Genomic DNA, 17,156 nt, shown 5'->3' with positions numbered 1-17,156 from the left:
AGCAGCGATTCCGTGCAGATGCGGAATCGCTGCGCCTCTTGAACTTAACGAAGCGTCGTTGAACTCAATCAGAATGATCCTCTCGCCCGTGCTCACGCCGGGCGACGATCCATTGGATTTTTTGAAAAATGCCTCGCCATCACCAGAGGGGAAGCGCCGCTTCCGGCGGCTCGCAGCGTCAGTTGCGCGTGGCCGAGACCGTGCGTCACGCTGTCGCCGACATTCTCAGCCACGGTGACGTGCACGACCCGGACCTGGAGGGACACATCATCACGGTGCCCGAAGTCCGCATGTCGCCCGACCTGAAGCTCGCCACGATCTACATCATGCCGCTCGGCGGACAGGATACGGACGTCGTGCTCGCGGCGCTGGAGCGCAACAAGAAGTTCCTGCGCGGCGACATCGCGCGGCGCGTTAACCTGAAATTTGCACCTGACATCCGCTTCCGCGTCGACGAGCGATTCGACGAAGCGGAACGGATCGAGAAATTACTGCGAACACCCGCGGTGCAGAGAGACCTCAATTCGGATTCGGAAGAGAGCTGATGACCATTCCCCCCGAAACCGGCACTGTCGACGCGCCGAGCGCCGAACCGACCACGGCCAAGACGATCCATTCTGCCGACGGACGCCCGTTGCGCGACAACAATGATCCGCGCAACAAGCAGCGCCAAGGAAACGGTCAGGGCAACCAGCCGCGCCGCGATCGTCGCGACGTCCATGGCTGGGTCGTGCTCGACAAGCCGATCGGCATGACCTCGACCCAGGCCGTGGCGGTGGTGAAGCGCCTGTTCCAGGCCAAGCGCGCCGGCCATGCCGGCACGCTCGATCCGCTCGCCTCCGGCGGCCTGCCGATCGCGCTGGGCGAAGCCACCAAGACGGTCCCCTTCGTGATGGACGGCCGCAAGCGCTACCGCTTCACCGTGACCTGGGGCGAGGAGCGCGATACCGACGACACCGAAGGACGGGTTGTCGAGACCAGCGACAGCCGGCCGGATGCCGCGGCGATCCGGGCGCTGCTGCCGCAATTTACCGGCCGGATCGAGCAGACGCCGCCGCGCTATTCCGCGATCAAGGTCCAGGGCGAGCGCGCCTATGATCTCGCCCGCGACGGCGAGGTCGTCGAGCTGCAGCCGCGCCCGGTCGAGATCCATGAACTGACCCTCGTCGACCAGCCCGACACCGACCATTCGGTATTCGAGGCGGAATGCGGCAAGGGAACCTATGTCCGGGCGCTGGCCCGCGACATGGGCCGCCTCCTCGGCTGTTACGGCCATATCAGCGCGCTCCGGCGGACCCTGGTGGGTCCGTTTACCGAGAACGACATGATTCCGCTGGAACAGTTGGAGGCTTTGTGCAATAGAGCCGCGTCCGGTGAGGGAAGCCTCGCCGACGCACTCCTGCCCGTTGAGACCGCGCTGGACGACATCCCGGCACTGGCCGTCACTCGGGCTGATGCGGCAAGGCTCCACAGGGGCCAGGCCGTTTTGTTGCGCGGACGGGATGCGCCCAATAGTAGCGGCACAGTCTATGTCACGGTCGCAGGCCGCCTTCTGGCGCTTGCCGAAATTGGCAATGGCGAACTCATCCCCAAGCGCGTGTTCAACCTGACCGGACTGACTGCCAGCTCCGGTCGCAACGAAAGAGACTGACGATGTCGGTGACCGCAGAGCGCAAGGCGGAAATCATCAAGGCGAACGCCACCAAGGCCGGTGATACCGGTTCTCCCGAGGTGCAGGTTGCGATCCTGTCGGAACGCATCAACAACCTGACCGGCCATTTCAAGACCCACGGCAAGGACAATCACTCCCGCCGCGGCCTCCTGAAGCTGGTGTCGACCCGCCGTTCGCTGCTGGACTATCTGAAGAAGAACGACGAGGCGCGCTACAAGGCGCTGCTCGAGAAGCACAACATTCGTCGTTGAGCTTCGCTATGGAATGAGCGCGCGCATCATTGCGCGCGTTGACGACATGATCCTGAGGACGCCGCACGCGCGGCGTTCGCTCATCCGGGATCATGCGGTCTGGCCGGATCTGGAAAGAAGCGGATACGCTCTTCGACTGATCCGACCAGGACCATGCAGTACGCTTCAGCAGCAATCCGGCCGCTGGGCGTGACGGGCAAGGTGCCCGTTATTTACGAGAAGGATGGACGCCATCCGAAATAAGAAAACCATGGCAGGATCGCAGGCCGCTGATCGCATTCCAGCGCCCCGCAATCTTGCGCATGGTTTTTTTGTTTCTGGGGAGTCTGCCTTCGATCATCTCATGAAAGAAGATACCCATGTTTACCAAGCATTCCGTCGAGATCGACTGGGGTGGGCGTCCGCTCAAGCTGGAAACCGGCAAGATCGCCCGCCAGGCTGACGGCGCCGTCGTCGCCACCTATGGCGAGACCGTCGTGCTCGCGACCGTCGTCGCCGCCAAGGCGCCGCGGGAGGGCGTCGACTTCCTGCCCCTGACCGTCGACTATCAGGAAAAGACCTACGCCGCGGGCCGCATTCCCGGCGGCTATTTCAAGCGCGAGGGCCGTCCAACCGAGAAGGAGACGCTGGTCTCCCGCCTGATCGACCGCCCGATTCGCCCGCTGTTCGTCGATGCCTGGCGCAACGAGACCCAGGTCATCGTGACCGTGCTGTCGCACGACATGGAGAACGATCCGGACATCGTCGCGCTGGTCGGCGCGTCGGCCGCGCTGACGCTGTCGGGCGTGCCGTTCAAGGGTCCGATCGGCGCGGCCCGCGTCGGCTTCGCCAATGACGAATATATCCTCAATCCGACCCTCGACGAGATGGCCGATACCCAGCTCGACCTGGTGGTCGCCGGCACCTCGGACGCCGTGCTGATGGTGGAATCGGAGGCCAAGGAGCTCAACGAGGACATCATGCTCGGTGCGGTGATGTTCGGTCACCGTCACTTCCAGCCGGTGATCAACGCGATCATCGAGCTCGCCGAAAAGGCCGCCAAGGAGCCGCGCGACGTCGCGATCATCGACAACGCCGCGATCGAGAAGGAGATGCTCGGGATCGCCGAGCAGGACCTGCGCACCGCCTACGCGATTCCGATCAAGCAGCAGCGCTATGCTGCCGTCGGCGCCGTCAAGGAAAAGGTGATGGCCTACTTCTTCCCCGAGGGGCAGGAGCCGAAATACGACAAGCTCCGTATCGCCGCCGTGTTCAAGGAGCTCGAGGCAAAGATTGTCCGCTGGAACATCCTGGACACCGGCAAGCGGATCGACGGCCGTGACGCCAAGACGGTGCGCAACATCGTCTGCGAGGTCGGCGTGCTGCCCCGCGCCCACGGTTCGGCGCTGTTCACCCGCGGCGAAACCCAGGCGCTGGTCGTGACCACGCTCGGCACCGGCGAGGACGAGCAGTACATCGACGCGCTGTCGGGGACGTACAAGGAGACGTTCCTGCTGCACTACAACTTCCCTCCCTACTCGGTCGGTGAGACCGGCCGTCTCGGCGGCACCAAGCGCCGCGAGATCGGCCACGGCAAGCTCGCCTGGCGCGCCATCCACCCGGTGCTGCCGCCGCACCACGAGTTCCCCTACACGACTCGCGTCGTGTCGGAGGTGACCGAGTCCAACGGTTCGTCGTCGATGGCGACCGTGTGCGGCTCCTCGCTGGCGCTGATGGATGCCGGCGTGCCGCTGAAGCGGCCGACCGCGGGCATCGCGATGGGTCTGATCCTGGAAGGCAGCCGCTTCGCCGTGCTGTCCGACATCCTCGGCGACGAGGACCATCTCGGCGACATGGACTTCAAGGTCGCGGGCACCGAGAGCGGCATCACCTCGCTGCAGATGGACATCAAGATCGAGGGCATCACCGAGGAGATCATGCGGGTTGCGCTGGGCCAGGCCCGCGAAGGCCGCATCCACATCCTGGGCGAGATGTCCAAGGCGCTGACCGCCGCGCGCGCCGAGCTCGGCGAATACGCGCCGCGCATCGAGACCTTCAAGATCCCGACCGACAAGATCCGCGAAGTGATCGGCACCGGCGGCAAGGTGATCCGCGAGATCGTCGAGAAGACCGGCGCGAAGGTCAACATCGAGGACGACGGCACCGTGAAGGTCGCCTCCAACGACGGCGAGGCAATGAAGGCCGCCATCAAGTGGATCAAGTCGATCGCCTCCGATCCGGAGGTCGGCCAGATCTATGACGGCACCGTCGTCAAGGTGATGGAGTTCGGCGCCTTCGTGAACTTCTTCGGCACCCGCGATGGCCTCGTGCACATCTCGCAGCTCGCCGACAAGCGCGTGCAGAAGACCACCGACGTCGTCAAGGAAGGCGACAAGGTCAAGGTCAAGCTGCTCGGCTTCGACGACCGCGGCAAGACCCGGCTGTCCATGAAGGCGGTCGACCAGACCACCGGCGAGGATCTCGAGGCCAAGCAGAAGGACGCGCCCGCCGAGGCGCGCGAAGCCGCCGGCGAGTAAGGCCGGGGCACCCTTCGAGTGAAACACAAAGGGCGGCTTTCGAGCCGCCCTTTTTTGTTGTCCTATTGGTCGCGCACCCTCGCGCGTCCCATGTCACGGCTGCGGATGCAGAGGCCGTCACCCCCGCTCAAGGTCACCCCACATGCACCATCCTATCATCCGCCCTGCCCGCCCGGACGAATACGACGCCGTCGCCAGGCTCTGGATGGAGAGCTGGTGTTCGACGGGCCTGGAAACGCAGAGCGAGAGGCTGCTCGCTGTCCTCAGGGAGCGCGTACCGCGTGAAGTCGCTGGCGGTTGGAGCCTGTATGTCGCCGACGACCGCGGCGGCCTCGCGGCGATGCTCGCGATCAACGTCCCCACGCTCTATCTCGACCAGCTGATGATCGCCCCGTCCCATCAGGGCCGCTCGCTCGGCCGCCGGCTGCTCGCCTTCACCCGCGAGCTGCTCCCCGACGAAGTGTGGCTGCGCTGCGCAAAGGGCAACGACAAGGCGTGGCGCTGGTATGAGCGCGAGGGCTTCGTGCTGGAAAAGGAGGAAGCTGACCCGCTGCACGGCCGGATCATGAAATATTATCGCTGGAAGCGTGACGGTCAGGCGGCGGGCTCCTGATCGCAGAGCGTGCAAGCGCAAATCTTGCGCGTGACGACCGGAAACCGTTGCGTGCGCCTTCGCAGGCGAACTAAGTTCGAGTTCCCGACGACCTTGCATTCTCGAACCGTCCCCATGTCCGTGCCGCTCCTGCCGATCCGTCGCCTTGCGCTCGTCGTCATCGCCGCTGCCTTCGCAACCGGGGCTTGGGCCCAGGCTCCGTCAGCAACAGCGCCCAAGGCCGCCCCCGCGACCAAGAAACCCTCCGGAAAGACAAAGGCGATGGCGAAACCAGGCGCCATCGAAAGCGGTCCGTGCCGTCTTGGCGTCATTTCCGCACTCGGCGACCAGCTCGCCGTCAGCAAGTTCGGCCTCACCGTGTTTGAAATCGAAGAGGACGAAGTCACGTTGCCGGGATGGGGACTGGACGACCTCGCCATGGCGCGCGTGCGCGCGGCCACCGGCGGCGACCCGACCGTGCACAGGATCGGCTATCCGAAAGGCGCGTTCGAGCCCTACTACCATCCGACGTCGCGCTTCCTGCCCGATCCGAAGGAGAGCCTGGCCTCGATCGTGCGCAACGTCACCACGAATGCAAATTGCGAACGCTACCTCGTGGTCACCAGGTTTGAGGCGACCATTCCCAACACCACCCTGAGGCTCAGGGGCATTGGCGCTTACAATCAGGGCCTCGGATCACTCATCCGGCACTCGCACCTGTTCGCGAACGTCAACATCACGCTGATCGACGGCCATTCCTACGAGAAGATCGGCTCATTCTCGGCGGATACCGGCGCACGGCTGGCCGAGACCATGAGGCTCACCGAGGATCCCCTCAACAAGCTCGACAATGCCGACTTCCCCGAGCCTCTTGCCGCCGCAGCCACCAGCACCGTGCTACGCGAACGCCTGCGCAGCCTGGTCGCGGCGAAGCTAGATCGCGACCTGCCGAGCTACCTGAAGATCGAATGAGCCGTCGCCCGCTGTCATACGCCTCGAACGGGCTTCACCGTCCGCATTCGTTTCTCCCAGCACGAGTTTTCCCAGTGACGATTTCACGCCTGCTCGCGCCGCTGCTCATTGCCGTGCTCTGGTCGGGCACCAACGCCCTGGCGGAATCGTCACCTGCGCCGCTGAGCGCCAAGCCTGCGGCAAAGCCGGCGGCCGGCGTTGCCAAGGCCGCCAAGCCGGCAAGGGCCGTCCGCGAGGGCGGACCGTGCGAGCTCGGGGTGATCTCAGCGCTTGGCGATGTCTTCACGGTGCAGAAGAACGGCATGACCCGCCTGGGCAATGAGTACGCCGAGGTGCCGGTCTCCTGGGGATTCGACGATATCGTCTATGCGCGCGTGAAAGCCGCCGCGGGTGATGCCGGGATCCGCCGCATCGGCGTCCCCAAGGGGTCATTCGATCCGTTCTATCAGTCACCCCCGATCAAGGCTGAGAACGGGAAGCTCACACCCATCGTCAGGAGGGTGGCCGGTTCGGCGGGGTGCGCTCGTTACCTCGTGATCACCCGCCGGACCGACAGCGAACCCTCGACGAACGACGAGGTCACCGGCGTCGGCGTGGTCAATCGGGGCGAGGGTTTTGGCCGGATCAGCCACGTCTTCATCATGATCGATATCCAGCTCTATGACGGCGCGACATTCGAGACGCGCGAGCCCGCCACGAGTTCCAAGGCGCTGCTCTCACGGCTGACGTCCGGCGTCGGACCGCCGTCTCATGCCGGCGACGTCGACAACTCCGCATTTCCCGCCTCGCCGCCGGATGCCGCGAACAACAACGTGCTGCGTGACATGGCGCGTTCGATGCTCAAGTTCCGGCTCGACCAGCGCCTGCCGGCCTATTTCGGGCGCGAATAGAACCATCAGCTCGGCGCGTCATAGCCGGATCTTAAGCACCGCATGGCCTGACTGCTGGACGAGGCCGGACGGCGTCGCGTTGATGCCGTAGCGAACGCTGAGGTCGAGGCGGTTGTTGCCCGCAGCGACAAGACCAAGCCCGGCCGAGTAGACCCAGGGCGACAGGCTGAGGCCACGGGTGACGAAGCCGTCGCCGCCGCCGGAGAAGGCGGCGCCGATCTGCAATGCCTGGTTCAGCGCGTTGTAGCCGACGCCGACATCGCTGATCAGACGAACCTGCGTTGTCGGCGCATAGACCGCTTTCAGCTGCGCCGTCGTCACGAGTTCCTGATAGACCTGAGGATCGACGTTGAGGCTGAAACCGCCGGCACCGCTTTCCCGATAGGAGCCGCTGCGAACCGTGCCGTAGTCCAGGCGCAGTGCAGGAACGAGCGCGAGGTCGTCTCGCAGCGGAATGCGGGTCTTGATGCCCGCACCGGCGTGGCCGCTGTAGGAACGATAGCTGCCGCCGGCGGACGCACCCATGAAGTTCAGTGACCGGCTTTCGCCGTTGTCGCTCGATCCGCCGTCGAGCTGATAGTCGAAGGTGACATCAGAACTGACGGCGTAGGCCCCATAGAGCCCGAGCTGATAGGAGGCGAGACCGAGACGGTTTGGCACCGCATCGTCGCTTCCGCTGATCGTGTGATGAGAATAGCCAAGAACGCCGCCGATGATGGCGCGGGACGAGACGGCCACATCGGCGCCGAGCGCCAGACCCGCGCCGACGGCACTATACCCCGGAACGCCATCACGTCCTGTCTGCTGCGCGGTGCCGCCGAGAGGCTGCATCCAGACATTGCGGCCAGCAGCCCAGCCGGTGCTGCTGACCTCATCGAGCCTGTTGGTCATCGTCTGCCGGAAGGCCTGCTGGCTGACATAGGTTGCCTGCGACGCCGCCCCGGTCAGCACCGGCAGCGTCTGCTTGACGGCGGCACTGAGCGAGGGACCGCTGAGATTGTCGAGCGCGGCAAATCCCGAGACCATCGATCCGCTCCAGCCGGCCGACGTCATCGACAGCCGGTACAGCACGTCGGCGGCTTCCAGGCCGACGCGGCCGCCGGCCGACCGAAGCGCAGTGCCATAGGGCTGGATCAGCGACATCGTCGCCAGATCGCCGGTCATGCTTCCCGTGAGATCATACGTCGAGGTGACCATCTGCGCATTCGACGCATTGCCGCTCATCGCGCCATAGAGGCTGGTCAGGCTGCCACGCGACAGCGTATTGAACAGCACGCTTCCCTCCGGGGTGACCGAGCCGAGCAGGGTGAAGCCACCGGCCGTGCTGCCCGTCGGCGCGACGCCCGCGCCCCAGAAATAGCCGTTCTGATAGTTGGTGATGACGAAGCGGCCCGGCGCCTGCGTGCCGAACAATGTCGGACTGACGATCCGCCACGGCGTGCCGGCGGTCCATGCCCATTGCGGGACGGAGTTGGCCGGCACCGGTGCTGACGGCGGCGGCGTGAAGGTCGCGGGATCATAGGGCAGCATGTAGGCCCAATGCGTCGCCAGCAGGCTGTCGCCGGTGATCATCTGCATTTCCATGCTGGTCACGCCGTTGACGTTGCGCATATAGCCGAGCCCGACGGTCGCAGTGCCGCCGCCGGTCGGCGTGAACAGCATGGTGATCTGGCCGCTGGTGGTGACGAAGCCCTGGATGGTCGAGGTGTCCGTCAGCAGCGCCGGGCCGATCCTGAGCTGCGCGACGCTGGTGCCGGTGAAGGCGCCGTTGGTCGCGGTGCCCAGGGTCCACAACGTCTGGTCACCGATCGGGACCGGATTGGAGAAGCCCGTCTTCGGCGACAGGTAGGCGAGCAGTTGCGCCGTCGGCACATACCAGTTGGTGTTGGAGATCGTGGAGTCCCAGACGCTCGATTGCGCCTTCGCCGGCCCTGCGCCCCCTGCCGCAAGCACGATGCCGGTCATCGCGCAGAGAGCGATGACACGGACTTTCGAACGCAGCATCAATCGCCCCCACGACTTGTCTTGCTGCCGGCGCGAGCGTCTGGCTGACGGCCGCGGCCGATGCACCGGTCATGATGCATCGCAGCGTCATCGCAACAGCCAACCGCAAGAGTTGCGCCAATGCCTCCTGATTAGCCGTTCAGGAACATTGTCTTCAACTGGGAAAATTTGGGTCGATCGGAGGACGGAGTCTCGCGCCCCCCGATACCGCCGATGCGCGCGGAGGTCAGTCCGCCTTGAGATCCTCGGGGCGCGGCATCGAGATCACGTTATATCCAGAGTCGACGTAGTGGATCTCGCCGGTGACGCCACCGGACAGCTCCGACAACAGATACAGCGCGGAGCCGCCAAGCTCCTCCAGGGTCACGCCGCGGCCGAGCGGCGAGTGCTTCTGCTGGAACGCGAACATGAAGCGGGCGTCGCCGATTCCCGAGCCCGCCAGCGTGCGCACCGGGCCGGCCGAGATCGCGTTGACGCGGATGCTGCGGCGGCCGTAATCGGCGGCAAGATAGCGCACCGAGGCTTCCAACGCGGCCTTGGCGACACCCATCACGTTGTAGTTCGGCATCACGCGGTTGGAGCCGTCGAAGGTCAAGGTGATCATGCTGCCGCCGTTCTCCGGCATCAGCTCGGCGGCGCGCTTGGCGATCTCGGTGAAGGAGAAGCAGGAGATCAGCATCGTGCGCGCAAAATTCTCGCGCGAGGTGTCGGCATAGCGGCCCTTGAGCTCGTTCTTGTCCGAGAAAGCGACGGCGTGGACGATGAAGTCGAGCCCGCCCCAGGCTTCGCGCAGCGAAGTGAACACGCCATCGACGCTGGCGATGTCCTCGACGTCGCAAGGCAGCACGTGCTTGACGCCGAGCTCGTCGGCCAACGGGCGGACGCGCTTGCCGAGCGCGTCGCCCTGATAGGTGAAGGCCATCTCGGCGCCATGCGCAGCCAGCGTCTTGGCGATGCCCCAGGCGATCGAATGGTCGTTGGCGATGCCCATGACAAGCCCGCGCTTGCCCTTCATCAGACCCTGCATGATGTCTCTCCTTCGTCATGCCGGGATCGGCCCAGCCAGGATGATCGTTCCGCCTTCGAGACGCCAATGGCCGGACATCGGTGCGAAGAATGAGCTTCGCGCTGCTGCCCGGCCATGATGCCGACGAAACCAGTGCTATTGAAATCTTAAGCGTCGAGCTGCTTGAACACCAGCGTCGCGTTGGTGCCGCCGAAGCCGAACGAGTTCGACAGCACGGTGCCGAGCTTGGCGTTGTCGATGCGCTTGCGCACGATCGGCATGTCGGCGAAGGCGGGATCGAGCTCGGTGATGTTGGCGCTCTCGCAGATGAAGCCGTTCTTCATCATCAGCAGCGAATAGATCGCCTCCTGGACGCCGGTGGCGCCGAGCGAGTGGCCGGTCAGCGCCTTGGTGGCGGCGATCGGCGGGCACTTCTCGCCCGATCCGAACACCTTGCGGATGGCCTCGATCTCCGGCGGATCGCCGGCCGGCGTCGAGGTCGCGTGCGGATTGATGTAGTCGATCTTCGTCTTCACGGTCGACAGCGCCATCTTCATGCAGCGCTCGGCGCCTTCGCCCGACGGCGCCACCATGTCGTAGCCGTCCGAGGTCGCGCCGTAGCCCGCGATCTCGCCGTAGATCTTGGCGCCGCGCGCCTTGGCATGCTCAAGCTCTTCCAGCACGAGGACGCCGGCGCCGCCGGCGATCACGAAGCCGTCGCGCGTGACGTCATAGGGCCGCGACGCGGTCGCGGGCGTGTCATTGTGCTTCGACGACATCGCGCCCATCGCGTCGAACAGCACCGACAGCGTCCAGTCGAGCTCCTCGCAGCCGCCGGCGAACATCACGTCCTGCTTGCCGTACTGGATCATCTCGTAGGAATTGCCGATGCAATGATTGGACGTCGCGCAGGCCGAGGAGATCGAGTAGTTGACGCCCTTGATCTTGAACCAGGTCGCCAGCGTCGCCGAGGCCGTCGACGACATCGCCTTCGGCACGGCGAACGGACCGACGCGCTTCGGGCCCTTGGTGCGGGTGATGTCGGCCGCTTCCACCAGCGTGCGCGTCGAGGGCCCGCCGGAGCCCATGATGATGCCGGTTCTGACGTTGGAGACGTCGGTCGGCTCCAGCCCGGAATCGAGGATGGCCTGCTCCATGGCGACGTGATTCCACGCGGCGCCCTCGCCGAGGAAGCGCATGGCGCGGCGGTCGACCACGTCCGCGGGATTCAGCGTCGGCGCGCCTTGCACCTGCGAACGAAACCCAAGCTCGGCATATTTCTCAGCACGGGAGATGCCGGACTTCGCCTCGTACAGGCTGGCAAGCACCTCCTGGGTGTTGTTGCCGATCGATGAGACGATGCCCATGCCCGTGATGACAACCCGCCTCATGATGTCCGCCTCACCTTGCTCGTGTGTTGTGTTGCAGTCGTGCCTGCTGCACTGTCTGTGGTCGCAGCCTGCCGGTTCAAGTCGGCGCGGCGTCCTGCTTGAACAGGCCGACCTTCAGGTCCTTGGCGCGATAGATAATCTCGCCATCCATCGAAAGCCACCCGTCGGCAATACCGAGCACCAGCTTTGAGCGCATCACGCGCTTGATGTCGACGTTGTACACAACCTGGCGCGCGGTCGGCAGAACCTGGCCGGAAAACTTGAGATCGCCGAGGCCCAGCGCGCGGCCGCGCCCTGCGCCGCCCGTCCAGCCGAGGTAGAAGCCGACCATCTGCCACATCGCATCGAGGCCGAGACAGCCTGGCATCACCGGATCATTCTTGAAATGGCAGCCGAAGAACCAGAGATCCGGCTTCACGTCGAGCTCGGCGCGGACGACACCCTTGCCGTACTCGCCGCCGGTCTCGGAGATCTCGACGATCCGATCGAACATCAGCATCGGCGGCAGCGGCAGTTGCGCATTGCCGGGGCCGAACAGCTCCCCGCGGCCGCAGGCCAGCAGGTCCTCGTATTCATATGCGCTGCGCCGATCCAGCATGCTTGGTGGCCTTTCTCAACGATCCCCGGTGGAATTTGTGCCGCGCGACATGGACCCTTCCCGCGCGCCGCCCCCTTCCGCGCCGCGCTGGCCGGTCATCGCGTCGGCACGAAGGCTGGGCCATCGCACCTGGCGAACATGACCGCTGTCGGCGGCGGGCTTAACGACGCCTGGATTCGCGCACATGGCCATCACGGCCGCCGGCGCTCACCATGGCAGGGCAAATCGGGTCCGGGCGCTCTCTAACATAGAGGATTGCGGCGTCAATGCGCGTATCCAGGTAAATCGACGCAGCACCGGGCCCCGCGCCCAAACCGGGCGGCAAATGCAGTTTAGGGGCGTTCTAGATACGTTAGTTGCGATAAGCTTGCATCTGAATGGGTTTCTTCCTATATCAGTTGTGGATGAGAGCGAATTGTGCGGTGCTTGAAGTGGATGTCAGCAACAACGCCTCGATGAATGGTCATGATCGCGGCAACCCGGATCTCGGGAGCGGCCGGCAGCCGGCACTCAATGGCTGCCCATGGCACGACGTCAACGAGATGCTGCAGGCGGCCGGGCTGCGCCCGACCCGCCAGCGCATGGCCTTGGGCTGGCTGTTGTTCGGCAAGGGTGCGCGGCATCTGACCGCCGAAATGCTCTATGAGGAAGCGACGCTGGCCAAAGTTCCGGTCTCGCTCGCCACGGTCTATAATACGCTGAACCAGCTGACCGACGCCGGTCTGCTGCGCCAGGTCAGCGTTGACGGCACCAAGACCTATTTCGATACCAACGTCACCGCCCACCATCACTTCTATCTCGAGAACAACCACGAGCTGGTCGACATCCCTGACCAGCATCTGGCGTTGTCGAGGCTGCCGGAGGCGCCCGAAGGTTACGAGATCGCCCGGATCGACATGGTCGTCCGGCTGCGCAAGAAGCGTTGAGCCTCCGGAACATCGTCATAGAAGCATCATGCCCGCAGCCGCTGCGGGCATTTTTGTGTCGGGCGCGCGTCAGGACAGAGGTCAGCGCATGGTGCTGACCTGGGCCTTCAATTGACCTGCTCGTCGGCGTAGACGCCCCACAGCCGCTGCTGCTGGATCCAGCCTTCGAAACCATTGCCGAGCACGTGGCACCAGCCGTTGCCGCATTTCTTCACTTGCGCGACGACGCCGGCCTGCAGCCGCGCGGTGACCCCGCTCGTGGCGTCGGCGCTCTCATAGATCGGGGCGAGATCGTCCTTGTTCTTCATCGTGACCACCGCCGTGCGGCGCCCCGACAGCAAGGAGTGATAGACCCACCCCTCCGAGCCTTCGGAATCGCGCACGCGGCGCCAGTTCTCATATTCCGCGGTGATCTCGACCGGCAGGCCGGAGCGCGTATAGACCCAGGCCACGTCGTTGTCCTTGGTCGGACCGGCGCGAACGTTCACATGATCCGACTTCAGGCTGACATAGCGCGGCACCGGCAGGCCGCTGGTGGTGAGAACGGAGTCCTTCGCCGCAACGCGGCCCCTGCCGACGGCAACGTCGAACAGACAGACCAGCAGCACCACGACAGCACCCAAACGCCACAACGTCGATTTACTCAACTTACTCTCCCTCGAAAGGATCGACCCGCGCTCCGATCAAAGCGGATTGCGTTGCGATCCTTCGCCCGATCCCCATCGAACCGCCCGGCTGCCCCCCTTCGTGCTCGGAGAGGGCTTGCCGAAAGCGCCAGTCCCGACCCGCCGTTGGCTTCTTGTCTTGGCCCGGCCTTCTGCTAGACAGGACCGAACACAAGCGGCCAGGAAGCGCCTGAGAATCGCTCGCGAAGCCCTGTCAGGGACGGATCGGCCCACCTGCGAGATCCGACACGACCAGTCCAGGGAAGCGCCGCTCTCAGGCGACGACGGTAGTTTCGGCGAACCCGGTTAATGAGGTCTGAAGGATCTCATGAGAGCAGCACATGTCAGGTAGGAAAAAGCCCCTCGTCGTGGTGACACGCAAGCTGCCGGACTCGGTCGAGACCCGCATGCGCGAGCTGTTCGACGCCAGGCTCAATCTCGACGACGAGCCGATGAGCCAGGAGCAGCTCGCCGACGCCGTGCGCACCGCCGAGGTGCTGGTTCCGACGGTCACCGACCACATCAGCGCCGACATTCTCAATCAGCCCGAGTGCAAGCTGCGCATGATCGCCAACTTCGGCAACGGCGTCGACAACATCGACGTCGCCGCGGCGGTGGCGCGCGGCATCACCGTCACCAACACGCCGAAGGTCCTCACCGAGGACACCGCCGACATGACCATGGCGCTGATCCTCGCCGTGCCGCGGCGGCTGATCGAGGGCGCCTCGGTGCTCACCGAGGGCAAGAACTGGGCGGGCTGGTCGCCGACCTGGATGCTCGGCCACCGCATCGGCGGCAAGCGGCTCGGCATCATCGGCATGGGCCGCATCGGCCAGGCGGTGGCGCGGCGCGCCCGCGCCTTCGGCCTGCAGATCCACTATCACAACCGCCGACCGGTCGCGCCGGTGATCGCCGACGAGCTCGGCGCCACCTATTGGGAGAGCCTCGACCAGATGCTGGCGCGGATGGACATCATCTCGGTCAACTGCCCGCATACGCCGGCGACGTTCCATCTCCTGTCGGCGCGCCGGCTGAAGCTGATCCGCAAGGACGCCTACATCGTCAACACCGCGCGCGGCGAGGTGATCGACGAGGAGACGCTGACGCGGCTGATCGAAGCCGGCGACATCGCCGGCGCCGGCCTCGACGTGTTCGAGCACGAGCCGGCGGTGAACCCGCGCCTGGTGCGGCTCGCCAAAGCCGGCAAGGTGACCCTGTTGCCGCACATGGGCTCGGCCACGATCGAGGGCCGCGTCGAGATGGGCGAGAAGGTCATCATCAACATCAAGACCTTCCTCGACAACCACCGCCCGCCGGACCGCGTGCTGCCGAGCATGCTGTAGGCCGACCAGCCATCTCAGCAATCGGTGTCGACCCTGCGAACGCAGGACCCATACCGCGCGATGTCTGAAAACGGGCACGCGGCTGATCGCGCATAACGTATTCAGTTCGGTGGCTATGGATCCCGGCTCAAGGCCGGGACGACAGCTCTGTCCGGCCGCTCGCCCGCTTCCGCCACTCGCCGACGAAAGACACGAACGCTGCCAGCGCCGGCGGTGGTTGGCGTCGGCTCGGATAATAGAGATACGGCCCGGGGAACGGCGGACACCAATCGTCGAGCACGCTGACGAGGCGGCCATCCGCCAGCGCATCACGCACATGTCCTTCGAAGGTCGCCCAATAGCCAACGCCGTCGCAGGCGGCACGGAAGGCCAGACCGAGCTGGACCGCGATCAGCCGAGCCGGCGGCGCGATCCTGATCACCTGCCCGTCCTTCTCGAACTCCCATTCCAGCATCGCACCGGACGAGAAGCGCGTCCGAATGCAGCCATGCTGCAGCAGGTCGCGCGGATGCGCGGGACGGCCATGCTGCGCAACATATTGCGGTGAGGCGACGATGGCGTAGCGCTGCGTTTCGCCGAGCGGTACGGCGATCATGTCCTGCGCCAGGTGCTCGCCATAGCGCACGCCGGCATCGAACCCGGCCTGCACGATGTCGACAAAGCCGCTGTCGGCGACGATCTCGAGCTCGATCAGCGGATAGGCCTGAAGGAACGGCGCGACCATCGGCGCCAGCACCAGATCGACCGCAGGCGGCGGCGCATTGATGCGCAGGCGTCCCGCCGCGACCTGCTGCTGGCCGCGCACCTGATGGATCGCCGCTTCGATCTCGGACAGCGCAGGCTCGAGCCGTGCCAGCAGCGCCTCGCCGGCCTGCGTCAGGCCGACGCTTCGCGTGGTCCGGTTGAGCAGCCGGACGCCGAGCCGCTGCTCCAGCTCCTTGAGCCGCTGGCTGAGGCTGGATGCCGCGAGCCCCTGCTCGCGCGCGGCGCGGCGGAAATTGCCGCTGCGAGCCACGGCAGCAAAGGCTTGAAGATCACGGAGGTCCGGCTCGCTCATTGTTCGACATGCTGAACAGTCCATTCGGAATTGTCCAGCTTTTCGAACCGCGGAAATCCGCCGATATCCGCGTTGTCCGGGCGGACCAACAGGCCGCCTGCGCCAGCAAGAGGAGATTGATCATGCAAACCCGCCAACTCGGCTCGACCGGCCCCGAGGTTTCGGTCATCGGACTAGGCTGCATGGGCATGTCGGACTTCTACGGCCCCACCGACCGGTCCGAGAGCATCGCCACCATCCACGCCGCGCTCGACGCCGGCATCACGCTGCTCGACACCGGCGACTTCTACGGGATGGGCCACAACGAAATGCTGATCCGCGAGGCGCTGGCCTCGGCCGGTCCGCGCAACGTGCAGATCTCCGTGAAGTTCGGCGCGCTGCGCGGCCCCGACAGGAGCTGGCTCGGCTATGACAGCCGGCCCGAGGCCATCAGGACCTTCCTGTCCTATTCGCTGCAGCGGCTCGGCGTCGACGCCATCGACATCTATCGCCCGGCGCGGCTCGATCCCAAGGTGCCGATCGAGGAGACCATCGGCACGATGGCCGAGCTGAAACAGGCCGGCTACATCCGGCATATCGGGTTGTCGGAGGTCGGTTCCGAGACGATCCGCCGGGCGCACAAGGTGCACCCGATCGCGGATCTGCAAATCGAATATTCGCTGATCTCGCGCGGCATCGAGAGCGACATCCTGCAAACCTGCCGCGAGCTCGGCATCGGCATCACCGCCTACGGCGTGCTGTCGCGCGGACTGATCAGCGGCCACTGGTCGAAGGACCGCGCCAATGCCGCTGATTTCCGTGGCCATTCGCCGCGTTTCCAGGGCGACAATCTCGACCGGAATCTTACCCTCGTGGACACGCTGCGCAGCATCGCCGACGAGGTCGGCGCCACGCCGGCGCAGGTCGCGATCGCCTGGGTGGCCGCGCAGGGCAACGACATCGTCCCGCTGGTCGGCGCCCGCCGCCGCGACCGCCTCGACGAGGCGCTCGGCGCGCTCTGCGTCAAGCTCACCGAAGTGCAACTCGCTGCGCTCGACAAGGCCTTCCCGATTGGCGTCGCGGCAGGCGAACGCTATCCGGAGTCGCAGCTGGTCCACATGGACAGTGAGCGCGGGAAGCGAATGTGAGCCGAGACCGGGCAAGCCCCTCGGCGTCGTCCCGGCGAACGCCGGGACCCATACCGCGTGACGTCTGAAACGGGCAGGCCGTCAATTCCGCGCGCCTCATCACGTTCACGGAGTGTGGATCCCGGATCGGCGCCGCGCCGACGCTA

Annotated in this window: 16 protein-coding genes; 10 read left to right on the top strand and 6 right to left on the bottom strand. The window is 65.3% G+C overall.

Features of this window, described 5'->3' with window-relative positions; all coding sequences use genetic code 11:
• Positions 1-128: 128 nt before the first annotated feature.
• The 7 genes from rbfA (at position 129) to QX010_RS09390 (ending at position 6,893) form a co-directional block, all read left to right on the top strand.
• Positions 129-545: a 30S ribosome-binding factor RbfA gene (gene rbfA, locus QX010_RS09420; protein WP_315735600.1), complete on the top strand. Its 417-nt coding sequence runs from the start codon at positions 129-131 to the stop codon at positions 543-545.
• Positions 545-1,651 (top strand): tRNA pseudouridine(55) synthase TruB, encoded by a 1,107-nt coding sequence (gene truB, locus QX010_RS09415; protein ID WP_315803934.1) that lies wholly within the window; start codon positions 545-547, stop codon positions 1,649-1,651. The genes rbfA and truB overlap by 1 nt, the downstream gene beginning before the upstream one ends.
• A gap of 2 nt (positions 1,652-1,653) precedes the next feature.
• Entirely contained in the window at positions 1,654-1,923 is a 270-nt protein-coding gene (gene rpsO, locus QX010_RS09410) for a 30S ribosomal protein S15 (RefSeq protein ID WP_015663225.1), read from the top strand.
• A gap of 359 nt (positions 1,924-2,282) precedes the next feature.
• A complete protein-coding gene (pnp, locus tag QX010_RS09405) occupies positions 2,283-4,439 on the top strand; it encodes a polyribonucleotide nucleotidyltransferase (protein ID WP_315803936.1) in 2,157 nt (718 codons plus the stop codon).
• 142 nt (positions 4,440-4,581) lie between these two features.
• On the top strand, positions 4,582-5,052 hold the full coding sequence (locus tag QX010_RS09400) for a GNAT family N-acetyltransferase (RefSeq protein ID WP_316179032.1): 471 nt from the start codon (positions 4,582-4,584) through the stop codon (positions 5,050-5,052).
• Positions 5,053-5,166: 114 nt separating this feature from the next.
• Positions 5,167-6,003, top strand: a complete 837-nt coding sequence (locus QX010_RS09395) for a hypothetical protein (RefSeq protein WP_316179029.1) — start codon at positions 5,167-5,169, stop codon at positions 6,001-6,003.
• A 74-nt stretch (positions 6,004-6,077) separates the two neighbouring features.
• Positions 6,078-6,893 (top strand): hypothetical protein, encoded by an 816-nt coding sequence (locus tag QX010_RS09390; protein WP_316179027.1) that lies wholly within the window; start codon positions 6,078-6,080, stop codon positions 6,891-6,893.
• An 18-nt stretch (positions 6,894-6,911) separates the two neighbouring features.
• On the opposite strand, the gene QX010_RS09385 is transcribed toward QX010_RS09390, so the two are convergent.
• The 4 genes from QX010_RS09385 to fabA form a co-directional block, all read right to left on the bottom strand.
• Positions 6,912-8,897 carry an autotransporter outer membrane beta-barrel domain-containing protein gene (locus QX010_RS09385; protein WP_316179026.1) on the bottom strand — a complete coding sequence of 662 codons (1,986 nt, stop codon included), beginning with the start codon at positions 8,895-8,897 and terminating at the stop codon, positions 6,912-6,914.
• A gap of 226 nt (positions 8,898-9,123) precedes the next feature.
• Positions 9,124-9,924, bottom strand: a complete 801-nt coding sequence (gene fabI / locus QX010_RS09380) for an enoyl-ACP reductase FabI (protein WP_316179024.1) — start codon at positions 9,922-9,924, stop codon at positions 9,124-9,126.
• 146 nt (positions 9,925-10,070) lie between these two features.
• Entirely contained in the window at positions 10,071-11,294 is a 1,224-nt protein-coding gene (gene fabB / locus QX010_RS09375) for a beta-ketoacyl-ACP synthase I (protein WP_315803942.1), read from the bottom strand.
• Between the two features lie 76 nt (positions 11,295-11,370).
• Positions 11,371-11,892, bottom strand: a complete 522-nt coding sequence (gene fabA, locus QX010_RS09370; protein WP_315803943.1) for a 3-hydroxyacyl-[acyl-carrier-protein] dehydratase FabA — start codon at positions 11,890-11,892, stop codon at positions 11,371-11,373.
• A 455-nt stretch (positions 11,893-12,347) separates the two neighbouring features.
• On the opposite strand from fabA, the gene irrA reads away from it, so the two are divergent.
• Complete coding sequence (gene irrA, locus QX010_RS09365; protein ID WP_316179412.1) at positions 12,348-12,818, top strand: iron response transcriptional regulator IrrA; 471 nt, start codon at positions 12,348-12,350, stop codon at positions 12,816-12,818.
• Between the two features lie 107 nt (positions 12,819-12,925).
• Here the strand turns inward: irrA and QX010_RS09360 are convergent, their stop codons facing one another.
• On the bottom strand, positions 12,926-13,411 hold the full coding sequence (locus QX010_RS09360; RefSeq protein ID WP_315803980.1) for an SH3 domain-containing protein: 486 nt from the start codon (positions 13,409-13,411) through the stop codon (positions 12,926-12,928).
• 413 nt (positions 13,412-13,824) lie between these two features.
• On the opposite strand from QX010_RS09360, the gene QX010_RS09355 reads away from it, so the two are divergent.
• Positions 13,825-14,826 carry a D-glycerate dehydrogenase gene (locus QX010_RS09355; protein WP_315803944.1) on the top strand — a complete coding sequence of 334 codons (1,002 nt, stop codon included), beginning with the start codon at positions 13,825-13,827 and terminating at the stop codon, positions 14,824-14,826.
• A 127-nt stretch (positions 14,827-14,953) separates the two neighbouring features.
• Here the strand turns inward: QX010_RS09355 and QX010_RS09350 are convergent, their stop codons facing one another.
• A complete protein-coding gene (locus tag QX010_RS09350) occupies positions 14,954-15,883 on the bottom strand; it encodes a LysR family transcriptional regulator (protein ID WP_316179022.1) in 930 nt (309 codons plus the stop codon).
• A 122-nt stretch (positions 15,884-16,005) separates the two neighbouring features.
• Between QX010_RS09350 and QX010_RS09345 the strand changes: the two genes are divergently transcribed.
• Entirely contained in the window at positions 16,006-17,010 is a 1,005-nt protein-coding gene (locus QX010_RS09345; protein ID WP_316179020.1) for an aldo/keto reductase, read from the top strand.
• Positions 17,011-17,156 lie beyond the last annotated feature (146 nt).

This window comes from Bradyrhizobium sp. SZCCHNRI1009 (assembly GCF_032487575.1).
Taxonomy (GTDB): Bacteria; Pseudomonadota; Alphaproteobacteria; order Rhizobiales; family Xanthobacteraceae; genus Bradyrhizobium.
This window is presented reverse-complemented; position numbering and strand designations above follow the sequence as displayed.

Coding starts and splice junctions, on each gene's coding strand:
- rpsO (WP_015663225.1), top strand. CDS start 1,654: ATGTCGGTGACCGCAGAGCGCAAGGCGGAAATCATCAAGGCGAACGCC.
- QX010_RS09400 (WP_316179032.1), top strand. CDS start 4,582: ATGCACCATCCTATCATCCGCCCTGCCCGCCCGGACGAATACGACGCC.
- QX010_RS09350 (WP_316179022.1), bottom strand. CDS start 15,883: ATGAGCGAGCCGGACCTCCGTGATCTTCAAGCCTTTGCTGCCGTGGCT.
- rbfA (WP_315735600.1), top strand. CDS start 129: ATGCCTCGCCATCACCAGAGGGGAAGCGCCGCTTCCGGCGGCTCGCAG.
- QX010_RS09385 (WP_316179026.1), bottom strand. CDS start 8,897: ATGCTGCGTTCGAAAGTCCGTGTCATCGCTCTCTGCGCGATGACCGGC.
- QX010_RS09345 (WP_316179020.1), top strand. CDS start 16,006: ATGCAAACCCGCCAACTCGGCTCGACCGGCCCCGAGGTTTCGGTCATC.
- QX010_RS09395 (WP_316179029.1), top strand. CDS start 5,167: ATGTCCGTGCCGCTCCTGCCGATCCGTCGCCTTGCGCTCGTCGTCATC.
- irrA (WP_316179412.1), top strand. CDS start 12,348: ATGAATGGTCATGATCGCGGCAACCCGGATCTCGGGAGCGGCCGGCAG.
- fabA (WP_315803943.1), bottom strand. CDS start 11,892: ATGCTGGATCGGCGCAGCGCATATGAATACGAGGACCTGCTGGCCTGC.
- truB (WP_315803934.1), top strand. CDS start 545: ATGACCATTCCCCCCGAAACCGGCACTGTCGACGCGCCGAGCGCCGAA.
- fabB (WP_315803942.1), bottom strand. CDS start 11,294: ATGAGGCGGGTTGTCATCACGGGCATGGGCATCGTCTCATCGATCGGC.
- QX010_RS09355 (WP_315803944.1), top strand. CDS start 13,825: ATGTCAGGTAGGAAAAAGCCCCTCGTCGTGGTGACACGCAAGCTGCCG.
- pnp (WP_315803936.1), top strand. CDS start 2,283: ATGTTTACCAAGCATTCCGTCGAGATCGACTGGGGTGGGCGTCCGCTC.
- fabI (WP_316179024.1), bottom strand. CDS start 9,924: ATGCAGGGTCTGATGAAGGGCAAGCGCGGGCTTGTCATGGGCATCGCC.